The organism is Paracoccus yeei ATCC BAA-599, from assembly GCF_000622145.1.
Classification (GTDB): Bacteria; Pseudomonadota; Alphaproteobacteria; order Rhodobacterales; family Rhodobacteraceae; genus Paracoccus; species Paracoccus yeei.
Window position 1 is genome coordinate 112,606 of the sequence record NZ_KK211402.1, and the last position, 21,910, is coordinate 134,515.

The 21,910-nt window shown below is 68.7% G+C and carries 25 protein-coding genes; 10 read left to right on the forward strand and 15 right to left on the reverse strand.

All coding sequences use genetic code 11. From position 1 onward, the window contains the following. Position 1: 1 nt before the first annotated feature. Positions 2 to 787 (reverse strand): exodeoxyribonuclease III, encoded by a 786-nt coding sequence (locus BU28_RS0118235; protein ID WP_028720692.1) that lies wholly within the window; start codon positions 785 to 787, stop codon positions 2 to 4. A 335-nt stretch (positions 788 to 1,122) separates the two neighbouring features. Beyond that, positions 1,123 to 1,809 (reverse strand): response regulator transcription factor, encoded by a 687-nt coding sequence (locus tag BU28_RS0118240; RefSeq protein ID WP_028720693.1) that lies wholly within the window; start codon positions 1,807 to 1,809, stop codon positions 1,123 to 1,125. A gap of 132 nt (positions 1,810 to 1,941) precedes the next feature. Between BU28_RS0118240 and ribA the strand changes: the two genes are divergently transcribed. After that, the gene (gene ribA / locus BU28_RS0118245; RefSeq protein WP_036763537.1) at positions 1,942 to 3,015 is read left to right on the forward strand and encodes a GTP cyclohydrolase II; all 1,074 of its coding nucleotides are present in this window, start codon (positions 1,942 to 1,944) and stop codon (positions 3,013 to 3,015) included. Positions 3,016 to 3,029: 14 nt separating this feature from the next. Continuing rightward, positions 3,030 to 3,545, forward strand: coding sequence for a L,D-transpeptidase family protein (locus tag BU28_RS23745; RefSeq protein ID WP_190941610.1), 516 nt, complete (start codon positions 3,030 to 3,032; stop codon positions 3,543 to 3,545). On the opposite strand, the gene BU28_RS0118255 is transcribed toward BU28_RS23745, so the two are convergent. Then, on the reverse strand, positions 3,542 to 4,348 hold the full coding sequence (locus BU28_RS0118255; RefSeq protein ID WP_028720695.1) for a LamB/YcsF family protein: 807 nt from the start codon (positions 4,346 to 4,348) through the stop codon (positions 3,542 to 3,544). The genes BU28_RS23745 and BU28_RS0118255 overlap by 4 nt on opposite strands. Before the next feature lie 176 nt (positions 4,349 to 4,524). Between BU28_RS0118255 and BU28_RS0118260 the strand changes: the two genes are divergently transcribed. Next, the gene (locus tag BU28_RS0118260) at positions 4,525 to 4,731 is read left to right on the forward strand and encodes a hypothetical protein (protein WP_028720696.1); all 207 of its coding nucleotides are present in this window, start codon (positions 4,525 to 4,527) and stop codon (positions 4,729 to 4,731) included. Between the two features lie 31 nt (positions 4,732 to 4,762). Here BU28_RS0118260 and BU28_RS0118265 read toward each other — a convergent pair whose 3' ends face one another. The 12 genes from BU28_RS0118265 to BU28_RS0118325 form a co-directional block, all read right to left on the reverse strand. Then, entirely contained in the window at positions 4,763 to 5,056 is a 294-nt protein-coding gene (locus tag BU28_RS0118265) for an I78 family peptidase inhibitor (RefSeq protein ID WP_028720697.1), read from the reverse strand. Between the two features lie 4 nt (positions 5,057 to 5,060). Continuing rightward, entirely contained in the window at positions 5,061 to 5,399 is a 339-nt protein-coding gene (locus BU28_RS0118270) for a hypothetical protein (RefSeq protein ID WP_028720698.1), read from the reverse strand. Between the two features lie 116 nt (positions 5,400 to 5,515). Continuing rightward, positions 5,516 to 6,160: a TetR/AcrR family transcriptional regulator gene (locus BU28_RS0118275; RefSeq protein ID WP_080621181.1), complete on the reverse strand. Its 645-nt coding sequence runs from the start codon at positions 6,158 to 6,160 to the stop codon at positions 5,516 to 5,518. Positions 6,161 to 6,402: 242 nt separating this feature from the next. Further along, positions 6,403 to 6,789, reverse strand: coding sequence for a hypothetical protein (locus tag BU28_RS0118285; protein ID WP_028720700.1), 387 nt, complete (start codon positions 6,787 to 6,789; stop codon positions 6,403 to 6,405). Beyond that, a complete protein-coding gene (gene flhB, locus BU28_RS0118290) occupies positions 6,786 to 7,889 on the reverse strand; it encodes a flagellar type III secretion system protein FlhB (RefSeq protein ID WP_028720701.1) in 1,104 nt (367 codons plus the stop codon). The genes BU28_RS0118285 and flhB overlap by 4 nt, the downstream gene beginning before the upstream one ends. Continuing rightward, a complete protein-coding gene (locus tag BU28_RS0118295) occupies positions 7,886 to 8,644 on the reverse strand; it encodes a flagellar biosynthetic protein FliR (protein ID WP_028720702.1) in 759 nt (252 codons plus the stop codon). Before BU28_RS0118295 ends, flhB begins: the two co-directional genes overlap by 4 nt. After that, a complete protein-coding gene (locus BU28_RS0118300; protein ID WP_051578309.1) occupies positions 8,641 to 10,728 on the reverse strand; it encodes a flagellar biosynthesis protein FlhA in 2,088 nt (695 codons plus the stop codon). The genes BU28_RS0118295 and BU28_RS0118300 overlap by 4 nt, the downstream gene beginning before the upstream one ends. Beyond that, positions 10,725 to 10,985, reverse strand: a complete 261-nt coding sequence (locus tag BU28_RS0118305; protein ID WP_028720704.1) for a hypothetical protein — start codon at positions 10,983 to 10,985, stop codon at positions 10,725 to 10,727. The genes BU28_RS0118300 and BU28_RS0118305 overlap by 4 nt, the downstream gene beginning before the upstream one ends. Further along, positions 10,982 to 11,848, reverse strand: coding sequence for a flagellar motor stator protein MotA (gene motA / locus BU28_RS0118310; protein WP_028720705.1), 867 nt, complete (start codon positions 11,846 to 11,848; stop codon positions 10,982 to 10,984). Before motA ends, BU28_RS0118305 begins: the two co-directional genes overlap by 4 nt. A 9-nt stretch (positions 11,849 to 11,857) precedes the next feature. Continuing rightward, positions 11,858 to 12,400 carry a MotE family protein gene (locus BU28_RS0118315; protein ID WP_028720706.1) on the reverse strand — a complete coding sequence of 181 codons (543 nt, stop codon included), beginning with the start codon at positions 12,398 to 12,400 and terminating at the stop codon, positions 11,858 to 11,860. After that, positions 12,393 to 12,743: a hypothetical protein gene (locus tag BU28_RS24340; protein ID WP_028720707.1), complete on the reverse strand. Its 351-nt coding sequence runs from the start codon at positions 12,741 to 12,743 to the stop codon at positions 12,393 to 12,395. The genes BU28_RS0118315 and BU28_RS24340 overlap by 8 nt, the downstream gene beginning before the upstream one ends. Continuing rightward, positions 12,740 to 13,225: a flagellar basal body-associated FliL family protein gene (locus BU28_RS0118325; RefSeq protein ID WP_028720708.1), complete on the reverse strand. Its 486-nt coding sequence runs from the start codon at positions 13,223 to 13,225 to the stop codon at positions 12,740 to 12,742. The genes BU28_RS24340 and BU28_RS0118325 overlap by 4 nt, the downstream gene beginning before the upstream one ends. Before the next feature lie 116 nt (positions 13,226 to 13,341). Here BU28_RS0118325 and fliF point away from each other — a divergent pair, with 116 nt between their 5' ends. The 7 genes from fliF to BU28_RS0118360 all read left to right on the forward strand — a co-directional run bounded on the left by fliF (position 13,342) and on the right by BU28_RS0118360 (position 21,841). Then, on the forward strand, positions 13,342 to 14,907 hold the full coding sequence (gene fliF, locus BU28_RS0118330) for a flagellar basal-body MS-ring/collar protein FliF (RefSeq protein WP_051578310.1): 1,566 nt from the start codon (positions 13,342 to 13,344) through the stop codon (positions 14,905 to 14,907). Next, positions 14,904 to 15,458: a hypothetical protein gene (locus tag BU28_RS0118335; protein ID WP_028720710.1), complete on the forward strand. Its 555-nt coding sequence runs from the start codon at positions 14,904 to 14,906 to the stop codon at positions 15,456 to 15,458. The genes fliF and BU28_RS0118335 overlap by 4 nt, the downstream gene beginning before the upstream one ends. Positions 15,459 to 15,461: 3 nt before the next feature. After that, complete coding sequence (locus tag BU28_RS0118340) at positions 15,462 to 15,719, forward strand: FliM/FliN family flagellar motor C-terminal domain-containing protein (protein ID WP_028720711.1); 258 nt, start codon at positions 15,462 to 15,464, stop codon at positions 15,717 to 15,719. Further along, entirely contained in the window at positions 15,716 to 16,438 is a 723-nt protein-coding gene (fliP, locus tag BU28_RS0118345) for a flagellar type III secretion system pore protein FliP (RefSeq protein ID WP_088239158.1), read from the forward strand. Before BU28_RS0118340 ends, fliP begins: the two co-directional genes overlap by 4 nt. Positions 16,439 to 16,629: 191 nt before the next feature. Beyond that, a complete protein-coding gene (locus BU28_RS23755; RefSeq protein WP_036763646.1) occupies positions 16,630 to 17,700 on the forward strand; it encodes an efflux RND transporter periplasmic adaptor subunit in 1,071 nt (356 codons plus the stop codon). Next, positions 17,697 to 18,764, forward strand: coding sequence for an efflux RND transporter periplasmic adaptor subunit (locus tag BU28_RS0118355; protein ID WP_028720713.1), 1,068 nt, complete (start codon positions 17,697 to 17,699; stop codon positions 18,762 to 18,764). Before BU28_RS23755 ends, BU28_RS0118355 begins: the two co-directional genes overlap by 4 nt. Then, positions 18,761 to 21,841, forward strand: coding sequence for an efflux RND transporter permease subunit (locus tag BU28_RS0118360; RefSeq protein ID WP_028720714.1), 3,081 nt, complete (start codon positions 18,761 to 18,763; stop codon positions 21,839 to 21,841). Before BU28_RS0118355 ends, BU28_RS0118360 begins: the two co-directional genes overlap by 4 nt. Positions 21,842 to 21,910: the final 69 nt, after the last annotated feature.

Genomic DNA, 21,910 nt, shown 5'->3' on the forward strand with positions numbered 1-21,910 from the left:
CCTAAAGGTCGAATTTCGCCAGCACCGGCACATGGTCGCTGGGCTGTTCCCAGCCGCGGACGGGACGCAGGATGCGGCTGTCGTGGCCGGCGCCGGCAATGTCGGGCGTGGCCCAGATGTGGTCCAGCCGCCGGCCCTTGTCGGCCGCGTCCCAGTCGCGCGCGCGATAGCTCCACCAGCTGTAAAGCAGGCCTTGGGGAATGTCCTGGCGGGTGATGTCGACCCATTTGCCGGCGTCCTGGGCGGCGCCGAAATGCTCGACCTCGACGGGCGTGTGGCTGACGATCTTCAGCAGGGCCTTGTGGTTCCACACGTCATCCTCGCGCGGGGCGATGTTCAGGTCGCCCACCAGGATCGAGCGCGCAGGCCGGTCGGCGTGAAAGGCGTCGCGCATCTCGGTCAGGAAATCCAGCTTCTGGCCGAACTTGATGTTCTGCTCGCGGTCGGGAATGTCGCCGCCGGCCGGGACATAGACATTGTGGATGGTGACGCCGTTCTCCAGCCGCGCCGCGACATGGCGGGCATGGCCAAGACCGGCATAGTCGCGGTCGCCCGCGTCCTCCAGCGGCAGCTTCGACAGGATCGCGACGCCGTTATAGCCCTTTTGCCCGCGCGCCACGATATGGCGATAGCCCAGGCCCCGGAACAGCTCCAGCGGGATCTTCTCGACCGGGCTCTTGGTTTCCTGCAGGCATAAGACGTCGGGCATTTCCTCGGACAGCAGGCGGCAGACCAGGGTCTCGCGCAGGCGGACCGAGTTGATGTTCCAGGTGGCGATGGTGAACATGGCGGCGTCTCCTTGGATCGGCAGCGGACCCTAGGGCGCAAGGCCCCGCTTGTCCACCGGCGCCGTCAGCCGGGGGCGCTTCGCCCCCCGGACCCCCCGAGGATATTTGGGCAAGAAAGAACGAAGCTGCCCAAGCTTCTTTCTTGCCCAAATATCCCGCAGGGGGAGGCCGTCGCGCAGCGGCGGACGGGGGACGCGAAGTCCCCCTGCCCGGCTGCCAAAAGGAAACCCGGCCGCCGGTGGGGACCGGGGGCCGGGTCGTCATGTGGCCGCATCCTCCGGCCACCGGGCTTCGCAGGCCAAACCCGCGCGGACCGCCGCCGGTTCCCGCGCGCTCAGGCGACCAGCCGGTAGCCTCCGGATTCCGTCACCAGCAGCCGCGCGTTTGACGGATCGGGCTCGATCTTCTGGCGCAGGCGATAGATGTGGGTTTCCAGCGTATGGGTGGTGACGCCGGCGTTGTAGCCCCAGACCTCGTGCAGCAGGATGTCGCGCGGCACCACGCCGTCCTGGGCGCGGTACAGGAACTTCAGGATGTTGGTTTCCTTCTCGGTCAGGCGGATCTTGCGGTCCTTCTGATCGACCAGCATCTTCATCGCCGGCTTGAACGTATAGGGGCCAAGCTGGAAGATCGCGTCCTCAGATTGTTCATGCGTGCGCAACTGCGCCCGCAGGCGGGCCAGCAGCACGGGAAACTTGAAGGGCTTCGTGATGTAGTCGTTGGCGCCCGAATCCAGCCCCAGGATGGTGTCGGCATCCGTATCGTGGCCCGTCAGCATGACAATGGGGCATTTCACGCCCTGCTTGCGCAGCTTCTTGCACAGTTCGCGCCCGTCGGTATCGGGCAGGCCCACGTCCAGCACCACCAGGTCGAAGATCGCGCCCTTGGTGCGTTCCACGGCCTCGTGGCCCGAGCCGGCCTCGAAGACCTCGAAATCCTCGGTGGCGGTCAGTTGCTCGGCCAGGGCCTCGCGCAGGTCTTCCTCGTCGTCGACCAGCAGGATCTTTTTCAGTCCGGCCATTCTTGCCTCCTTTGGCTTTATGGCGGAAAGGTGATGATGCGGGGGGCATGCGTCCAGCGCATTGCGGCGATCCTCACATGGAGTTGTCGGAAATCGCCCCTATGTTTCAGATTGTTTCAATGCGGGCTGCCGATGACCCTGACCCCCACCCTGATCCCGACCCTGGCGGAAAGCGTCTCGCGCGCCCGGACCGATCTGCGCATGGGCCTGCCGGTGGTGCTGGGCGCCCATCTGGCGGCCGCGGTCGAGACCTTGCCGCCCGACCGGATGGCGCAGATGCTGGCCCTGGGCCCCGCCGTCCTGGCGGTGACCGAACGCCGCGCCGGCACGCTCAAGGCGATGGTCTATGACGGCGACCTGGCGCGGATCGAGCTGCCCCGGGACGCGGACCCGGCCTGGCTGCGGGCGGTGGCCGATCCCGCGGGCGATCTGATGACGCCGATGAAGGGGCCCTTTCGCCTGGCGCGCGGCGGCGACGTGACCGCCCACCGCGCCGCCATCGCGCTGGCGAAATCGGCGCAGCTTCTGCCGGCGGTGCTGCTGGTCGCCCTGGCCGAGCCGCCGCAGGGGCTGGTGCAGCTGGCACCTGGCCCCGTGCTTGATCAACTGGCGGCCGAATCCCGGCTAGCCCCGGTCGCCGCCGCCCGCCTGCCGTTGCTGGCGGCGGAAAATTCCAAGCTGCACATCTTTCGCCCCGACGACGGCGCCGCCGAACATTACGCGGTCGAGATCGGCGCCCCGTCCCGCGCCCGACCGGTGCTGGCGCGGCTGCACTCGGCCTGTTTCACCGGTGACGTGCTGGGCAGCCTGAAATGCGACTGCGGCCCGCAACTGCACGCCGCGCTGGCGGCGATGGGCCAGGCCGGGGAAGGCGTGCTGCTGTACCTGAACCAGGAGGGGCGCGGCATCGGCCTGGCCAACAAGATGCGCGCCTATTCCCTGCAGAACCAGGGGTTCGACACGGTCGAGGCCAACCACCGCCTGGGCTTCGAGGATGACGAGCGCGACTTTCGCGTCGGCGCCGGCATCCTGCGCGAGATGGGCTTCGCCTCGGTCCGGCTGATGACGAACAACCCGCGCAAGGTCGCCATGCTGGAAAGCCATGGCATCGCCGTGACCGAGCGCGTTCCCCTGGTCACGCCGCGCAACCGACACAACACCGGCTATCTGGACGTGAAGGCCGCGAAGTCGGGCCATCTGCTGTGATCCGCCTGACGCCCATGGGCCTGCTGTTCCGCGGCCGGCTGATCCCCTGCGCGGTGGGCCGGGGCGGCATCCGCCCGGACAAGCGCGAAGGCGACGGCGCGACCCCGGTGGGGCGCCACCGGATCGTCGGCCTGCTGTACCGCCCCGACCGGCTGGCCCGGCCGGCCGCCTGGGCGCGGCCGATCCTGCCGGGCGATCTGTGGTGCGACGCCTCGGGCCATCCCGACTACAACCAGCCGGCGCGCGTCCCTTTCGGTCCCAGCCACGAGGCGATGCGCCGGCCCGACCCGCTTTATGACATCGTGCTGGTGACGGACTGGAACCACCCCCATGCGGTCGCGGGCGCGGGCTCGGCCATCTTCCTGCACCAGTGGCGGCGGCCGGGATTTCCGACCGCAGGCTGCATCGCCATGGCGCGCCGGGACCTGATCTGGCTGGCGGGCGCGATCCGCCCGGGCGAGGCGCTGGCGGTGCCGGCCCTGCCCCGCTGGCCCGCACGGCGCCGGCAGGCCCGGCCCGGCAAGGACTAGCCCGCCGCCGAGCCGCCCCCCGGCATCCGGTTCGGCGCGGGCCCGGTGAAGGACGCCACGCCGATCCCCGCCGCGACCAGGGCCGCGCGCAGTTCGCGCGCCATCCGGACCGCGCCGGGGCTGTCGCCGTGAACGCAGATGCTGTCCGCCGCCAGCCGCAGGGTCGAGCCGTCCACCGCCTGGACCAGGCCTTCGGTCGCCAGCCGCACCATGCGCGCCGCAATCGTCCCGGGGTCGTGCAGGACCGCCCCCGCCTGCCCCCGGGGCACAAGTGTGCCCTGCGCCGTATAGGCTCTGTCGGCAAAGGCCTCGGCCACCGTGGCCAGCCCTGCCTCGCGCGCGCGGGACAGGATCGGCGCGCCCGCCAGGCCCATCAGGATCAGGCTTGGGTCGACGGCGCGGATGGCAGCGATCACGGCATCGCCCTGGCGCAGGTCGCTGGCGATGGTGTTGTAAAGCGCGCCATGCGGCTTGACATAGGCGACGCGGGTGCCGGCGGCCCGCGCCATGCCCTGCAGGGCACCGATCTGGTAGATCACGTCGGCCGCCAGATCGTCCGGGTCGATCTGCATCGCGCGGCGGCCAAAGCCCACCCGGTCGGGATAGGAGACATGCGCCCCCACGGCCACGCCCCGGCGTGCGGCCTGGCGCAGGGTCGCAAGGATGCCGGCGGGATCGCCCGCATGAAAGCCGCAGGCGACATTGGCCGAGCTGACGGTGTCCAGCATGGCGGCATCGTCGCCCATCGTCCAGGCGCCATACCCTTCGCCAAGGTCGCTGTTGAGGTCGATGGAATGAAGCATCCGGGCGGCTCCGCTTGCCAGTCATCCCGTCAGGCTGCGGCGTCTCGGCCGGAAAGGAAAGAGGCATGGCCTCCGGGCTGGCCAGGGCGCGGACAAATTCGACGCCCCGCCGTTCCGGGCAGGGAACGCGGGCGGCGGCTTGCGGGTTCACCTGAAGTCACGCGCCGGAGTCCCAGATGAACCGTCCCGATCCTCATAACGAAAAGCCGGGCCCGCGCCGGGCAAGCCGCGCCGCCATCTCGGTCGTGGTCATCATCCTGGTGATGGTGGTCGCGATCTTCGTCCTGCGCCAGTTCTTCCATGCCGAAACACAGCAGGAAGACCCGGCCAGCGTCGAGGCACCGGACAACACTGCAGGCGAGGGCAGCGCCCCCGCCCAGTGATCCCGCTCCGCACACCGCGACCGCCGGCGTCTCAGTAGCAGCCGATGCGCCCGATCCGACCGTCCTTGCCGATTTCGACGTTCAGGCGGTCGGGGCGGAAATCGGCGGTGATGGCCTGGCCCGGCCGGATCACCCGCGCCGACTGCGGCAGGGTCATCTGCCGGACGACCGACTCGGGCTGGCCCACCAGACCCTGCAGCTTCTCCGCGCCGCAATCGCCCTGCGGCAGCGACGGGGCCGACGTGCCCTTATCCGAAGGCGGCGCGGGCTGGTCGCAACCCGCCACCGCCAGGCCGAGGATCAGCATCCAGGGTGCGGGGCGCATCGGATCAGCCGCAGTCGATGTTGTAGATGTTGCCCGCGGCATCCAGGCGGAAGACGATGCGCAGGGGGTTGTATTCCTGCGGCTCGATCCCGCGGTATTCGACGACGCGGTATTCGCGGGTAACGCCCAGACCGGGAATCACCGAGCCTGGCTGACCCAAGGCCGAGATATAGTTCTTGGCGTGGCAGGCGTCGGGTTCGCGCGATTCGAGGCCGGTGACGCCGGCGACCGGGGTCACGGGCACGGGTTGGACCGCGGGCACCGGCTCGACCACGGGGGCGGGGGTGGGGGCGCAAGCCGTCAGCATGGCCAGGGCGGCAAGGGCAAGGAAGGGTCGGATCATTGCGAAGTCATCCAGGGTGCTTGAAATTCTGATCCGGCATCATAGGCATCCGCCCCGAAAATGAGAAGCGCCCCCGGAAACGCGCGCCCCGCCCCGTGTCCTGGCCGCCGCAGCCCCTATTCGGCGGCCATGGCATAGGCCGTCTTGGCCCCGCCGTAATAGGCCAGAAACATCTGGACCGCGGCCGAATTGACCTTGCGCAGGATGTCCTTGTCGACCGCCCCGCTGCCCAGGAACAGCGCGCGGTCGTGGATGCTGACGCTGGCAAGCTCGATCAGCTGGTCGGCGGCCAGATCCAGGTCGGGAATGCGCAACTCGCCCCGCTCGACGCATTGGCGCAGATAGCGCACGAGCTGCTGGCGCAGCAGAAGCGGGCCCGCCTCGTAATATTCGCGCGCCAGCGCGGGGAACCGCTCGGCCTCGCTGGCGCTGATGCGGAACATGCGCAGCCCGAAGTCCGACACCATGTGCGCCGAGATGATCTGCACGATAAAGGGCAGGACCTGCGCCACCGGCAGGTCGACCTCGATCAGGGCGCTGGCATCGGCGGCCTCGCGGGCCAGTTCGCTGCGAAAGACCTCGATGAACATCACGCGCTTGTCTGGAAAATAGCTGTAGAGCGTCGCCTTGGACACGCCCGCCTCACGCGCGATGTCGTCAACGCTGGCCCCTTCGAACCCGTCGCGCAGAAAGATCGCCCGAGCCCCTTCCAGAACCTGTTGGAACTTGCGCCCCCGCGCAATCGGAAGAGCCTTCGACATCAATGCCCACCCCCTCGTTAACCATCCGGCGGCATGGGCCGGGAAAAAAACCACTGATCCAAAACAAGCCGATATTCGCCAGCATACTCGTCATAGGCGAATTCGCGATTCTTGCAAAGATGGCCGCGCATCGGACCGCATGCCTGTGCCCGCGCGGTATCAGGCGGATGCCGGAAGTCTGCGGGTCCTTTCAACGGGCCTAGTCTTGCAAGGATCGGTCCGGATGGTCGGCGCGGTTTCCGTCAGGGCCGCAGCTTCCGCTCTGCGCGGTCCCGCGCGGCTTTGGCCGCGTCTTGCCCCAGGGTCTTCAGAACCTCGACCCGGCCGAATTCGCGCTTGGCCAGGGCGCGCGCCGCCTCGAACCCCGGCAGCATCTGGCGCAGGTCGGCCTCGGCGCGCAGCAGGGCACGCGTGCGCTCGCCCGCAAGGGCATTGGCCAACCGCGCCTCGGCGACGGAAAAAGCGGCTGGCGCGGCATGGATCGCCTGCAGATCGTCGCGGATCGCCGCGATCCGCTCCTCGGCCGCTTTGACATGGGCGCGATAGGCGGAAAACCGGCGCATCTCGAGGTCGGATTTCAGCCGGGCCAGGCGTTCAAGCTGGGCCAGCGCGGCGGCGCGGCCGGTCATCTCGGCCCTCCCCACATCGGCGCGGCGCCCCAGCCTGCGCGCGCCTTCTTGCGCATGGCCTCGGCAAAGCGGATGGCGGCGGCGACGGGGGCGAAATGTTCGGTGCGAATCTCCTCTCCGATCTCGACAGTGGCGTGGATCGCGCGGGCGGCGGGCGGGTCGGACCAGATCGGCACCTTGTGTTCGCCCGCCCGTTCGCGGATGCGGCGGGCGACCTCGTCCACGCCCTTGGCCAGGCAGACCGGCGCCCGGCCGCTGCCGCGCTTCCACTCCAGCGCGACGGCATAGTGGGTCGGGTTGACGATGACCACGTCGGCCTTCTCGACATCGGCCAGCATGGCGTTCATCACGATATCGACGCCCTTCTGCCGGCGGGCGGCCTTGAAATGGGGGTCGCCCTCGCTTTCCTTGTGCTCGTCCTGCATCTCCTGGCGGGACATGCGCTGGCGGCGCAGATACTCCATCCGCTTCCACAGCATGTCGACGGCGGCAAAGACGCAGCCGATCCCCAGCGCCAGCAGGACGGCCTGGTCCAGAACCCGGCCGAGCCCCGCGACCCATTGGGCGTCGCCCATCCCCTCGGCCGACATGATCCGACCCAGAAGCGAGGCGTAAAGCATCCAGCCTCCGACCCCCAGGAAACCGACCTTCGTCAGCGACACGGCAAAGGTCACCAGGCCCGAGGCGCCGAATTTCTGCGCCGCGTTCTTGAAGGGATTGATGCGGTTCAGGTCGGGCAGCAGCTTTTCGGGCGTGAACAGGATCTGGCGCTGCACGACCAGTCCGGCCAGGATCGGCAGGGCGACGATTGCGACAAAGGCCAGCAGGCCCCCGGCCGCCCCGACCGCCATCTGCCGCGCCAGGTCTATGACCGACTGGCCGCGCGCCTCGGGCCAGGGTTCGGCCCCCATCGCGCGCGCGCCCATGCGGACCCAGGACGGCACCGCCCAGGCCGCGGCAAAGGCCAGCCCCAGCCACAGCCCGACATACATCAGCGCGGCCGGCAGTTCGGGCGAACGCGCGATGTCGCCTTTTTCCCGGGCCCGCCGCAGCTTCTGTTCCGAGGCGTCGTATTGCTTGTCGTCAGAGTCCTCGCTCATGGCAGGTCATTCCCCATCATCGCCAGCACCGCATCGGCCCAGACCCACAGGATCGACGGCGTCAGCAAGACCAGCGCCAGCAGCGCCATCAGGATCGCGCCGGGCGCCGCGATGAACATGACCGGCAGCGCGGGCATGACCTTGCTGACCATGCCCGACAGGACCTGGAACAGGAACCCGCCCAGGATGAAGGGCGCGGCCAGAAGCATCGCCAGCATGAAGGCACGCTGGACCAGCGCGATGACGCGCGGCAGCAGGTCGGCGATGGCGGGCCATTGCCCCAGCGGGCCGATCGCGAAGCTTTCGCGCAAAAGATCGCAGAGCAGGATGGGAAACCCCAGTGCCATCAGCAGGGCAAGCCCCGCCAGGTGCATCAGGCTGCCGACCGGATGGGGCGAATATTCGCTTTCGGCGCCGATCAGCTGCGACAGCGAGGCAGTCGCCGCGATGGCCGAGGCCGCGATATCCAGCGCCAGCGCGAACAGCCGCACCATCCCGCCAAGGACCAGTCCCACGACCGTCTCGGCCGCGCAAAGCAGGGCAAGGCCGGGCAGGCTGTCAGGCGGAGCGGCCAGCCGGGCATGCTCGGCCAGCAGGGGCGTCAGGCACATGGCCAGCGCCACCCGGACCCGCGCTGGCAGGGTGCGGGCCGAAAAGCCCGGCACCGAAAGCACGCAGGCCTGAACCCGGCAATAGGTCAGAAGCCAGGCCAGGCCCAGTTCCGCCAGATGGGGGTCCAGCAGCAGCGCGTTCATGGCGAGACGGTTCCGCACAGGCGGATGCGCGCAGCCGGGTCGATCTCGTCCAGGCCCAGCACCGGCAGCGCCACGCCGGCCGAGCCCAGCATCAGCCGCACCAGCCGCCGGCGGTGGTCGGGCACGCCCAGCACCGGCTCGGTCGCGGGGGGCAGCCCGGCCAGAACCTTGCGCAGGGCTTCGACCAGCCGCTGCTGAAGCTGCGGGACGGGGGCAGTGCCGCCGCGCCCGGCCTCGGCTTCGGCGCGGGTGATCTCGGCCTCCCATTGCGGGTGCAGTTGGATCAGATCCAGATGCCCGTCCGCCGCCAGAAACTGTTCGGTGATCTGGGCGCGCAGGCGGCGGCGCACCAGTTCATAGCAGGCCTCGGGCGTGGGGGCGTTCCGCGCCTCGTGGACCGCATCGGTGATCAGCACCAGGTTGCGCACCGAAAGCCGTTCTTCAAGCATGCCGCGCAGGACCGCCAGCAGCAGGTCGGGCGAGACCTTGTCGGGCACCATCCCGTCAAAGAAGCGCTGGTTCATCTGCGCGCGATGCTCATCGGAAAGATTGCACAGTTCGCGGATCATGCGCTGCATCGCCGAGAGGGTCAGAAGCGCGGGCAGGTTGGACTTCACCACCTCCATCAGGTGGGTGGAAAGCACCTCCATGGGGATCACGACGGTCGCGCCGGCCACCGCCGCCTCTTCCTGCCGGTCGGGGTCGATCCACTTCGCGGCGCTGCCATAGACCGGCTCGCGCACCTCGTCGCCGGGCAGGTCCTGCAGGATGGCGTCGGGCCCAAGCGCCAGCACGCCCCGCGGCAGAAGCTGGCCGCGCCCGCGCACGACGCCCTGCAACCGGATCACATATTCTCCGTCGGCAAAGCCCGTGCCGTCGGTGATGCGCACGTCGGGCAGGATCAGCCCGTAGGCCCGCGCGATGTGCAGCCGCAGGTTGGTGATGCGCTGGCCAAGCCCCCTGCCCTGGTCCAGCGCGCTGACGATCAGGCCGGGGCCGATCTCGATGCTGATCTCCTCGGTATCGAGCACGTCGCCGATCCGGGCCTGGGCGGGGGCTGCCGGCAGGGCCGGCTCCGCGTCGGTCAGGACCGGAGCCTGCGCCTCGCGCCGGCGGATGCGCCAGGCCAGCGCGCCCAGGATCGCCGCCAGCGTCAGAAAGACCGGCAGCGGCATGCCCGGGATCATCCCGATCACCAGCATGCCGCCCGCAACCACCGCCGGAACCTGCCAGTTCGCCATCAGCTGTCGCGACAGCAGGTCCGCGGTCGTTTCGGTCGCGCCCCCCCGCGACAGCAGCAGCGCCGCCGCCATCGAGGTGATCAGCGCCGGGATCTGGGACACGAGGCTGTCGCCGATGGTCAGTCTGGAATAGGTCGAAAGCGCCTCGGCCACCGGCATCGAATGGACCAGGATGCCTGCCGCCAGACCGACGAACAGGTTGATCAGCGTGATGATCAGACCGGCGATCGCGTCGCCCTTGACGAATTTCGACGCCCCGTCCAGCGAGCCGTAGAAGCTGATCTCGCGCTGTTCCTGCATCCGGCGGCGCTTGGCCTCGTCATGGTCGATGGCGCCCGAGTTGAGGTCGCCGTCGATGGCAAGCTGCTTTCCGGGCAGCGAATCCAGGGCGAACCGGGCCGAGACCTCGGCCATGCGCCCCGAGCCCTTGGTGATGACCATGAAGTTGACGACCGTGATCACCGCAAAGACCGTCAGCCCGACCAGCAGCGAACCGCCGGCCACGAATTCGGAAAACCCGTTGATGACATGGCCCGCGGCGGTCGGCCCGTTCTGCCCGTGGGTCAGAATCAGCCGGGTGGTCGAGACGTTCAGCGACAGCCGGATCAGCAGCGAGACCAGCAGCAGCACCGGGAACGCCTGGAAATCGGTCGGCCGCTCGACCAGCGAGGCCATGACCAGGATCAGCGTCGCGGTGGCGATGGAAAAGGCGATGCCCACGTCCAGAACGGCCGCCGGCATCGGCAACACCATCGACAGCACGATGACGACCAGCCCGCCCGTGATGATCAGCGGGCGCGCCGGCCACCCCCCACCCGGGGGCAGCGTATCCACCGCGGTCACGGCGCCTTCTCCTGGCCCGCCGGGGCAAGCACGCGGTCGATGGGCCATTCCGGCCCTGAAAACAGTCCCGCGCGGCGCAGGAACACCAGAACGCGCAGGCGCTCGGCCGGGGGCAGGTCACGCATCCGCGCCTCCATGTCGGCGGGCATCGCCTCGCCCGCCAGCATCGCCTCGGTCGCCTGGGCGATCAGGGCATCGGCCGACGCCGGCGCAGGCGTCCCCGCCACCGCGGCAGTCAGAAGAAGCGGCCAAATCACGACGCCCTCTTGAGATCGCGGAGCGCGGTTTCAAGGCTGCCGAAGCTGGGCCGGACGTGGTCGGGCGCGGCCTGGCGGCCGACCTCGACGCACAGGTTCGTCGCATGCTGGTGCAGGCCCGCGACCAGGACCGACTTGATGACGTCGTAAAAGGCCTGGTCCTGCTTGACGACGGCCTGCAGCCGCTGCGCAAAGGGGGCGACCAGCGCATAGGCGAGAAACACCCCCAGGAAGGTCCCGACCAGGGCGCCGCCGATCATGCCGCCCAGAACCTCGGGGGGCTGGTCGATCGCGCTCATGGTCTTGATGACGCCCAGGACCGCCGCGACGATGCCCAAGGCCGGCAGGGCGTCCGCCATGTTCTGAAGCGCGTGGGGGGCGTGCATTTCCTCCTCGTTCATCAGGCCGATGCGCTGGGACAGCATTTCCTCGACCTGATAGGGGTCGTCGTAGTTCAGGCTGGAGGATCGCAGCGTGTCGGTAATCAGCGAAACCGCGTGTTCGTCCTTGAGGATCTTGGGATAAGCCTGGAAGATCGCCGAGTTCGCCGGGTCCTCGACATGGCTCTCCAGCTCGACCGGGTTGGCGCGGGCAATGCGCAGCAGCTGGAACAGCAGGCACAGCACGTCCTGAAGATCGGCTTCGTGCCATTTCGGGCCCTTCAGCGACCGGCCCAGACCGCCGAGCGCGTGCTTGATGACGGCGGTTTCGTTCGACAGCAGGAACGAGCCGACCGCGGCACCCCCGATCATCATCATCTCATAGGGCAAGGAATGCAGGATGACGCCCATCTTGCCGCCGGCCATCACATAGCCGCCAAAGACCATGGCGAAGGTCACCGCGATACCGATCATTCCGAACATGACTGTCTCCTAATTGGTTCTGGCCCGGACCGAGCCCATGTAGGACGTCAGCACGGCGGCCTGCCCCGGCTCGACTGCGGCCATGATGCGCGCCCCGGTTTCGGGCTGGACACGCACCAGGATCTGCGCGGCGAAATCGGGCGGCAGGTTCGACAGCACCACAGCCGCCTGTTCGGGCTTCATCTGGTCATAGACGGCGATCAGCCGGCTGATGTCGTCGGTCTGGGCCTGGCGCACGCCGCTGTCATGATCGCTGATCTGCTTGCGCAGCTTGCGCAACTCGATCAGGCGATCGGTCAGCTGCTTCTGCGCGACGGCCAGCTCCGCCTTTTGCCGGTCGATGTCCTGCATGTAGCGTTCGATCCGCAGGCCGCGCTGGCGCAGGGTGTCGGCCAGGGCCACGGCCTCGGGGACGTCGGTGCAGCCGGCCATCAGCTCGGCCGGCTCGGCATTGGCCCGCAGCCGGGCGGGCCCGTCGACCAGCATCACCGCCTGGGCCGCGGCGCCCAGGGTCAGCACCGCCCCCAGCACCGGCAGAACACGCCTACGCATCGGCCTCGGTCCTTTCGCTGCGCTGGCGGCGGCGCTGCAGGCGGACGGACCGTGCAGGCGTGTTGTCGGCGAACTTCTTCTGCAGGATCCAGAAGGCGCGCTCTTCCTTGGCGCGCTCGATCTCTCCGGCGAGCCCCTGGGTGGCCAGCGTCGCCTCGGCCTTGGCGGCATGGATCGCGCGCTCCAGCCGGCCGATCTCGCTGGTCATGACGGCGATGGCGCCGCCCAAGCCCGTTTCCAGGTCGTTGAGCCGGCGCAGCCGCCGTGCCAGCACGAAGCAGAAGACGGAGAGCCCCATCGAGAACGCCAGCAGCGCCAGCTGGAGGATCTGGGAAATTGTCATTGGATGCGGAACTCCGTGATCAGGATGTCGCTGAAGGCCTTGTCGCCCAGCACGAAAACGGCCCGCGTCGCCAGTTCGTCCCGCACGATGTCCAGGATGCCGCGCTTTTCGAAGGCGGCGGGGGCGATGTCGGCCAGGAAACTGTTGAAGGCATCCGACAGGCGCGGGGTCAGATGCTCGACCTCGGGACGGTGGACCTGGTCGGTTTCGATCTGGACCGTCATCACCAGGGTGCGCAACTGCGGGCACGGCAGGGTCAGGACGATCTGCGGCAGGCTGACGAACTGGGCCGTGGATGCGGCAGCCTCCTCGGGCACCGGTTCGTGGGGGGCGGGTTTCAGCAGGGCCATCGGCGACCAGAAGCCCAGAAAGGTCGAGCCAAAGCCCGCGCCCAGCATCGCCACCGCCAGGATCAGCGGCATGAGCTTCTTGATTCCCCCCTTTGGCGGGGCAGGCACGGCATCGGCGGCGGCATCGGACATGGGTGATTCTCCATCGGCGTGCCGTCTGGATAGCAGCCCGGGGCTAACCAATTCTTAATCGCCCCCGTGCCATGACGGTCGGGTGATGTGATCCAGCCGATTCGAAGGGGGCGGTTTTGCTGAAGCTGCAAGACTACTGGCGCGAACGAAGCGCGAAGCAACGGGCGATCCTGGTCGCCGCCTTCCTGGCGACGTTCGGGGCGATCGCGGGCCTGTCGTGGTTCGCCAGCCGGCCGCAGATGGCGATGCTTTACGCCGGGCTCGACCCCCAGCAATCGGGCGCGGTGATGGCGGCGGTGGAGAAATCCGGCGCCGCCTACCAGATCCGCGGCGATTCGATCTGGGTCGAGGAAAGCCGCCGCGATGCCCTGCGCATGTCCCTGGCCGGAGAGGGCATCCCCTCGGCCGGGGGCACCGGCTATGAGATCCTCGACGGCATGTCGGGGTTCGGCACCACCTCGCAGATGTTCGACGCCGCCTACTGGCGCGCCAAGGAAGGCGAGCTTGCCCGCACCATCCTGGCGCTTCCGAATGTCAGGACGGCGCGGGTCCACCTGGCCGTGCCCAGCGGCCGGGGATATCGGCGCGAGGCCCAGGCCAGCGCCTCGGTCACGCTGACCACGAACGGCACCGAAATCAGCCGCAGCCAGGCCAAGGCCCTGCGTTTCCTGATTTCCTCGGGCGTTCCGGGCATGGTGCCCGAGCGGGTCAGCGTGATCGACAGCGAACGCGGCGTGGTCGCCTCGGACGACGACGGCATGGCCGGTCAGGATCGTCAGGCCGAGATGAAGCGCAACGTCGAACGGATTCTCGAGGCCCATGTCGGCGGCGGGAACGCCATCGTCGAGGTGAACCTGGACCTGGTGACCGAAACCGAACTGCTGACCGAACAGCGCTTCGACCCCGAACAGCGCGCGCTGATCTCGCAGGAAAGCGAGGAATCGGCCGACCAGAGCACCAACAACCAGGCGGGCGCCGTCACCGCCGCCTCGAACCTGCCGGAAGGCCAGGACGACCAGGGCAAGGAAAGCAAATCCTCTCGGTCCGAGACCAGGCAGCGCTCGAACTTCGAGGTCAGCAAGGTCACGCGCGAGATAAACCGCCAGCCCGGCGCGACACGGCGGTTGACGGTCGCGGTGCTGGTCAACGGCGTTGCCCGCCCCGATGCGAATGGCGAGCCGCAGCTTGTCCCCCGCGACGAGGCCGAGTTGCAGTCCCTGCGCGAACTGGTCGCCTCGGCCGTGGGTTTCGACGAAGCGCGGGGCGATGCAATCACCATCAAGTCCCTGCCCTTTGCCGAGTTGTCCCAGGCCGGCACGGCGGCCAGCCAAGGCGGGCTCCTGGCCCGGCTGGACCTGAACGGGCTGATCAAGATCGTTCTGGTCGGGCTGTTTGCGCTGGCGCTGCTGTTCTTTCTGCTGCGCCCTGCGATGCGCGCGCGCGGCCCCCAGCTGGCCGAGCGGTTGCTGGACCAAAGCCTGCCCGCGGGCGTGCCGCCCGATCTGGCAGCGACCGACTCCATGCCGCCCCTGTCGGCCGCCGTCCCCGAGATCGACTACACACCCAGCGCGGGCCTGACGAACGACCCGGTCGCGCGCCTGCGCGAACTGATGAAGTCGCGCAAGGAAGAAAGCCTGCAGGTGCTGTCGGGCTGGATCGAGAAACGTGAGGATGCCCTATGAGATCGGCCGCGCTGCGTCTTGAATCCTTTGCCGAAGCCGCACGGCATCGCCCCCCGCCGACCCAGGCCGATCTGGAACATGCCTATCAGACAGGTCTTGAACGCGGGCTGGCCGAGGGTCGCGAGGCCAGCCTGGACCGGCTGAGCGCCCAGCTTGCCGATTTCGCCCGTGGCCTCGAGGCAAGCGACGCCGCGACCGCGGCCAGCCGGCGCGAGACGATCCATGCCGTGGTGCCCGTTCTTGCCGCGCTGGTCGACCTGCTCGCCCCCCTGTCCCGCCGCGACTGGCTTCTGGGTGCAGTCGGGGGCGAGCTGTTGCGCGTCGCCGAGACCCAGGATGGCTCGACCCTGGTGATCCATTGCCCGCCCGACCTGGAGCCCGACATCCACGACTGCGCCGCCCGCGCGGGAATCGAGGCGTCCCGGCTGCGCACCCTGCCCTCGGATCGCGGCACGGTCGAGCTTTCCGTGGGCGCGGCCGGCATCGCCCTGGATCCCGACCGCACCCTGGCCGAGATCCGCGCCATCATCGACGAACTCAAGGAGGACTGAGCCATGGACGACATCGCCAGCCTGATCGCGACCGACCTGATCCAGGTCCAGGTGACCATCCGCCTGGGCGGCACGCAGCTTTCCGTCGCCGAGCTTTCGCGCCTGCGGCCGGGCGACGTGATCCGGCTGGACCAGGAAATGTCGGATGGCGTGGACATCTGCGTCGGCGACAAGGTCATCGCCCGGGGTGAACTGACCACCGGCGGAGATGGCGACAACCGGCTGTGCGTGCGCATCCTCGGGGCGGCGGCGCAATCGTGATCCGGCTGGGCCTGCTGATCGGCCTGCTGCTGGCGCCCGGGCTGGCGCTGGCGCAGGACGCGCCGTCGGTCGGGGCCGCCGCCGAGGCGGTGGCGAACGGCGTCGGCCGCAACGCGATCACGCTGCTGGCGGTGATGACGGCACTGTCGCTGGCACCGGGCGTCGCGATCATGGTGACCTGCTTTCCCTTCATCGTCACCGTCCTTTCGATCCTGCGCCAGTCCCTGGGCCTGCAGCAGTCGCCCCCCAACATGCTGATCGTCAGCCTGGCGATGTTTCTGACCTGGTTCGTGATGAGCCCGGTCCTGACCGAGGCCTGGACCGTTGCCGGCGCCCCGCTGCGCGACGGGCAGATCACCGTCGAGCAGGCGTTTTCGCGTGGCATCGTGCCCTTTCGCGGCTTCATGGAGGCACGCGTCGACCCCGAGATGATCGCGACCCTGGCCGATGTCTCGCCCGATCCGCAGGCGCCGCGCGACCGGCTGTCGGTGCTGGTCCCCGCCTTCATGCTGAGCGAGATCCAGCGCGCCTTCGAGATCGGCTTCCTGGTCTCGCTGCCCTTTCTGATCATCGACCTGGTGGTGTCGGCGGTGCTGATGTCGATGGGCATGATGATGGTGCCGCCGGCCGTCGTGGCGCTGCCCTTCAAGCTGGCCTTCTTTGTCGTGGTGGACGGCTGGGGGCTGATCGCAGCGGCCCTGGTGCGCAGCTATCAATAGGAAAAATCGTGCCCCCGCAACTTGACAGAGAGTGCCTTGCCGGAAAGATAGTCCAATACAACCATTTGACGAACAATTTCCTCAGCTGACACTTTACGACAGGTCAAGGCCGCCGCTACGTCACCTTGCACGCCGGGTTCCGCCAAGGACAAAATCTGGGCATCAATTCTGAAATGCTGTTCGAGGCGCCTATGCCACGCTTGCCGGCGACCCTTTTTCTTCTGACCTGGCTGCTCGGCGGACCTGCGCCGGCGGACGACCGGCTGGTGGTGGAACTGGTCCCGGTCCAGGACATGCCGCTGACCTATGACGCGGCGCTGACCGGCACGATCCATGCCAAGGACGTGGTGGACCTGGGTTTTCGCCAGGGCGGCCGCATCACCGAGATCCTGGTGGACGAAGGCGACCGGGTCATGCCGGGTCAGGCGCTGGCGCGGATCGACCCGCTTCAACAGGAACAGGCGGTGCGCGTCGCCGACGCGGGCGTCGCCGGCGCCGCTGCCTCGCAGGAACAGGCCCGGCAGGCGCGCGACCGTGCCCAGGCCATGCTGGAGCGCGGGGTCGGCACCCGGGCCGCGCTCGACGCGGCGAACCAGCAGCTTTCCGCCGCCGAGCGCGCCCTGGCGCAGGCGGAATCGGGCCGCGACCGGGCCCGCCGCGCGCTTGAGGAGACCGTCCTGCGCGCCCCCGCCGAAGCGATCGTCACCGCCCGCAACGCCGATCCGGGCCAGATCGTCGGGGCGGCGCAGGCGGTGATCTCGCTCGCCTCCTCGGTCGCGCGCGAGGCGGTGTTCCAGATCCCCGACTCTCCTGCCCTCGGCCGGTCGGTCGGGGCATCGGTTTCCCTGACCACCATCGATTTCGGCGCCATCGCCATGACCGCGACCGTGACCGAGATCGCGCCGCTGGTCGACCCGCAGACCGGCTCGGTCACGGTGCGGGCAACCATCGACAACCCGCCCCAGGACATCGACCTGCTGGGGGCGGCGGTGCGGGGGATGGTGCATTTCCCCGCCGGCCGCAGCATCGCCGTGCCCTGGACCGCCCTGGCCGAGGTCGCCGGCCGGCCGGCCGTGTGGATCGTGGGCGACGACCGGCGCGTGGCGCTGGCGCCCGTCACCATCGAACGGTTCAGCGACGGGCTGATCGTCCTGCGCGACGGGGTCCGGTCGGGCCAGACGGTGGTCGGCGCCGGATCGCATCTGCTTTACCCGGGGCGCACGGTGGTCGATGCCGCCGACCTGGCAGGGGACGGCGAATGAGGATCGTCCTTGCCCTTCTTCTCCTTGCGCTCGGCTTCGGGCGATCCTGGGCCCAGGAGGAATCGGCCGTCCCGCCCCGGCCCGTCGCCAGCATCGTCGTCTCGGCCTATCAGCCGGGCACCGGCTCGATCCCCGGCGTGATCCGCGCCGAGGTCGAGGTCGACCTGGCGTTCCAGACGCTGGGTCGGCTGATCGCGCGCAACGTGGACGTAGGGGACGTCGTGGACAAGGGCGACATTCTGGCGCTGCTGGATTCCAAGGACCTGCAGGACGAGGTCGCGGCGGCCGAAGCGGCGGCCGAGGCGGCCGCGGTCGAACTGGACACCGCCCGTGCCGCGGCCGAACGCACCGAGGCCCTGTTCCGGCGCAACGTCGCCTCGACCGCCGATCTTGAACAGGTCCGGCAGGCGCTGGCGGCGGCGGTCGCGGCCGACCAGCAGGCCAGGGCCGACCTGGTCCGTGCCCGCGACACCGCCGCCTTTGCCGAGATGCGGGCACCCTTTTCAGGCGTCATCAGCGCGGTCATGGCCGCGCCCGGCGCGGTCGTCAGCGCGGGCGAGCCGGTCTTGCAGCTCTCTGCGCAGAACCGGCTCGAGGCGGTGATCGACCTGGCGCCCCCCGTGATGGCGCGGCTGGACCTGGGCGGCACCTTCGAGGTCTGGTCGGAAAACCACGCCGAAAGCCGCCAGAAGGCCACGGTGTCGCGGGTCGAGCCGGTCGCCGACGCGCTGACGCGGACCCGGCGCGTCCACCTGGCGCTGGAGGATTCGTCCGGGTTCCGCCTGGGCGCCCTGATCCGGGTCCGCCCCGCCGTGACCACGCCCCAGGGAACGGGCCTGCCGCCCTCGGCCATCCTGCATGTCGAGGGGCGACCCCATGTCTGGCTGGTCACGCGCCAGGGCGACCGGGGCACGGTGTCGCTGCGGCCGATCCAGATCCTCGGCTCGGCCACGGCGCAGCCCGTCACCGTGACGGCGGGCCTTGTCCCCGGCGACGAGGTGGTGATCCGCGGCATCCATTCCCTGCGCGAAGGCCAGGCCGTCGGCCGTTCGGTGAGCCCATGAACAGACCCTCCTTCAACCTGTCCGACTGGGCGCTGCACCATCGTTCCCTGGTGTGGTTCCTGCTGATCGTCTCGATGGTGGCGGGCACGCTCAGCTATCTGCGCCTGGGCCGCGAGGAGGACCCGAACTTCACCGTCAAGGTCATGGTGATCAGCGCCTCGCTGCCGGGCGCCACGATCACCGACACGCTGAACCAGGTGACGACCCGCATCGAAACCAAGCTCGAGGAACTGGACGAGCTGAAGTTCACCCGTTCGGTCACCATGCCGGGCCAGTCGGTCGTCTATCTGGAACTGGACCCGACGATCCGCGGCCCCCAGGTTCCCGAGGTCTGGAAACGCGTCCGCAACATGATGTCCGACCTGCGCCCCGAGTTTCCGCAGGAATTCGGCGGCTTCCAGTTCAACGACGATTTCGGGGACGTCTACGGCAATATCTATGCCTTCACCGCGGACGGGTTCACGCATCGCGAATTGCGTGACCGGGTCGAGGATATCCGCAAGCAGGTCCAGGCCCTGCCCATGGCGGGCAAGACCTCGCTGCTGGGGGTGCGCAAGGAAGAGATCTATATCGAATTCTCGCTGGCGCGGCTGTCGGCCCTGGGCCTGAACCACAACCAGGTCGTGCAAAGCCTGGCGACCCAGAACGCCATCGCGCCGTCGGGCATCGTGCAGGCCGGGCCCGAGCAGGTGCTGGTGCGCGTCAGCGGCCAGTTCGACGACGCGGCCAGCATCGCGGCGGTCAACCTGCGGGTCGGCGACCGCTTCTTCAACATCGGCGACGTGGCCGTCGTGCGCCGCGGCTACGAGGACCCGCCCAGCGCGTTGTTCCGCCATGACGGGCGGGACGCCATCGGCATGCAGATCGGCATGCGCGACGGCGGCAACATCCTGGAATTCGGCAAGCAGGTCGATGCCCTGATGGAGCAGGTGGGCCGCAACCTGCCCATCGGGATCGAGATGGCCAAGTTCGCCGACCAGCCGCATGTGGTCAAGGACGCGGTCGGTCATTTCGTGCGCGCCCTGATCGAGGCGGTGGGCATCGTGCTGCTGGTCAGCTTCATCAGCCTGGGGTTGCGGGCAGGCCTTGTCGTGACGCTGACCATCCCGCTGGTGCTGGCCATCACCTTCGTCATCCTGGACGTCTACGGCATCACCTTGCAGCGGATCTCGCTGGGGGCGCTGATCATCGCCCTGGGGCTGCTGGTCGATGACGCCATGATCGCCATCGAAACGATGATCTCGCGCCTCGAGGTCGGCGAAAGCCTGGAGCACGCGGCCAGCTACGCCTGGACCTCGATCGCCTTTCCGATGCTGACGGGCACGCTGGTCACGGTGGCGGGCTTCATCCCCATCGGCCTGAACAGCTCGGCAGCGGGCGAGTTCACCTTTTCGCTGTTCGTGGTGATCGCCGTCTCGCTGCTGGTCAGCTGGATCGTGGCGGTGCTGTTCGCGCCGCTTCTGGGCGCGACGCTGCTGTCGCCCAGCACCACGCACAAGGAGCAACGGGCCGGCCTGCTGCGGCGCGCGTTCCATCGCCTGCTGCTTTGGGGCATGCGGTTTCGGTGGACGACCATCGCGGTGACGCTGGCGGCCTTTCTGCTGTCGGTCTGGGGCATGCGCTTCGTCGAACAGCAGTTCTTCCCGACCTCGGACCGGACCGAGCTGATCGTGGACGTGACCGAGCGGGCCAATGCCTCGATCGCCAAGACCGACGAGTCCATCGCCCGGCTGGAAGCGTTCCTGAAGACCCAGGAAGAGGCGCTGTTCTTCACGTCCTATATCGGGCGCGGGGCGCCGCGCTTCATCCTGTCGATGGACGTGCCGACGCCCGGGCCCTACATGGGCCAGATCCTGATCCAGACCCCCCACCTTGCGGCGCGCGACCGGCTGACGGAGGCCATCGTGGATTTTTCGCGCCGCAGGCTGGTCGGCACGGACATCTATGTCAAGAACCTGGAAATCGGCCCCCCGGTCGGCAAGCCTGTGCAATACCGCGTGTCTTCGCCCGACCTGCAGGAGGCGCGCGATGCCGCCCGCGACCTGGCGGCGGTGCTGTCGCACGAGCCGCGGCTGCGCGACATCGCCCTCGACTGGAGCGAACCGGCCCGAGTCGTGCGGCTGCGCGTGAACCAGGACCTGGCGCGCAAGCTGGGCATCAGCAGCGAAGACATCTCGGCCGCGCTGGCCGGCACCTTCACCGGGCGCGCCATCACCCAGCTGCGCGACGGGATCTTCCTGATCAACATCGTCGCCCGCGGCTCGGACGCCGATCGGACCTCTCTGGAATCGATCCAGAACCTGCAACTGGCCACGGCGACCGGGACACCCATCCCCATCGCCGCCCTGGCCAGGCTGGAATATGCGACGGAACAGCCCCTGATCATGCAGCGGGACGGGCTGCCCACGGTCACCGTCAAGGCCGACATCGCCAGCGGCGAACAGCCCGCCACGCTGGTCAACGACCTGGCGGGAAGGATCGCCGAGTTCCAGGCCAGCCTGCCCGATCAGGTCCGCATCACCGTGGGCGGCACGGTCGAGACCTCGGCCGAAAGCCAGCAGCCCATCGCCGCCGTGGTCCCGATCATGCTGCTGATCATGGCGCTGCTGGTGATGATCCAGATGCAAAGCTTTCGCCTGTCGCTGATCGTCTTTGCCGCGGCGCCGCTGGGCGTCATCGGGGTGGTGGCCGCGCTGCTGCCCTTCGGCGTGCCGATGGGCTTCGTCGCGATCCTGGGCATCCTGGCGCTGATCGGCATCCTGATCCGGAATTCGGTCATCCTGGTCCATGAGATCCAGGTCCTGATCGGCAAGGGTCACAGCCAATGGCAGGCCGTGTTCGAGGCCTCGGACAGCCGCGCCCGCCCGATCCTGCTGACCGCCGCCGCCGCCAGCCTGGCGCTGATCCCGATCTCGCGCCAGGTGTTCTGGGGGCCGATGGCCTTTGCGATGATGGGCGGAATCATCGCGGGCACGCTGGTCACCCTGGTCTTTGTGCCGGCGCTGTACTGCGCGGTCTTCGGGGTCGAGCCGCCCGAGGACCAGCCGGCGGGGCAGGAAAACGCCAACGCATCCTGACGGCGCCGGAAGGTGGCGCAGAGGAAGCCTCGTGTTTTGCCGATGGCGCTGCCGGACGGTTGCGCCATA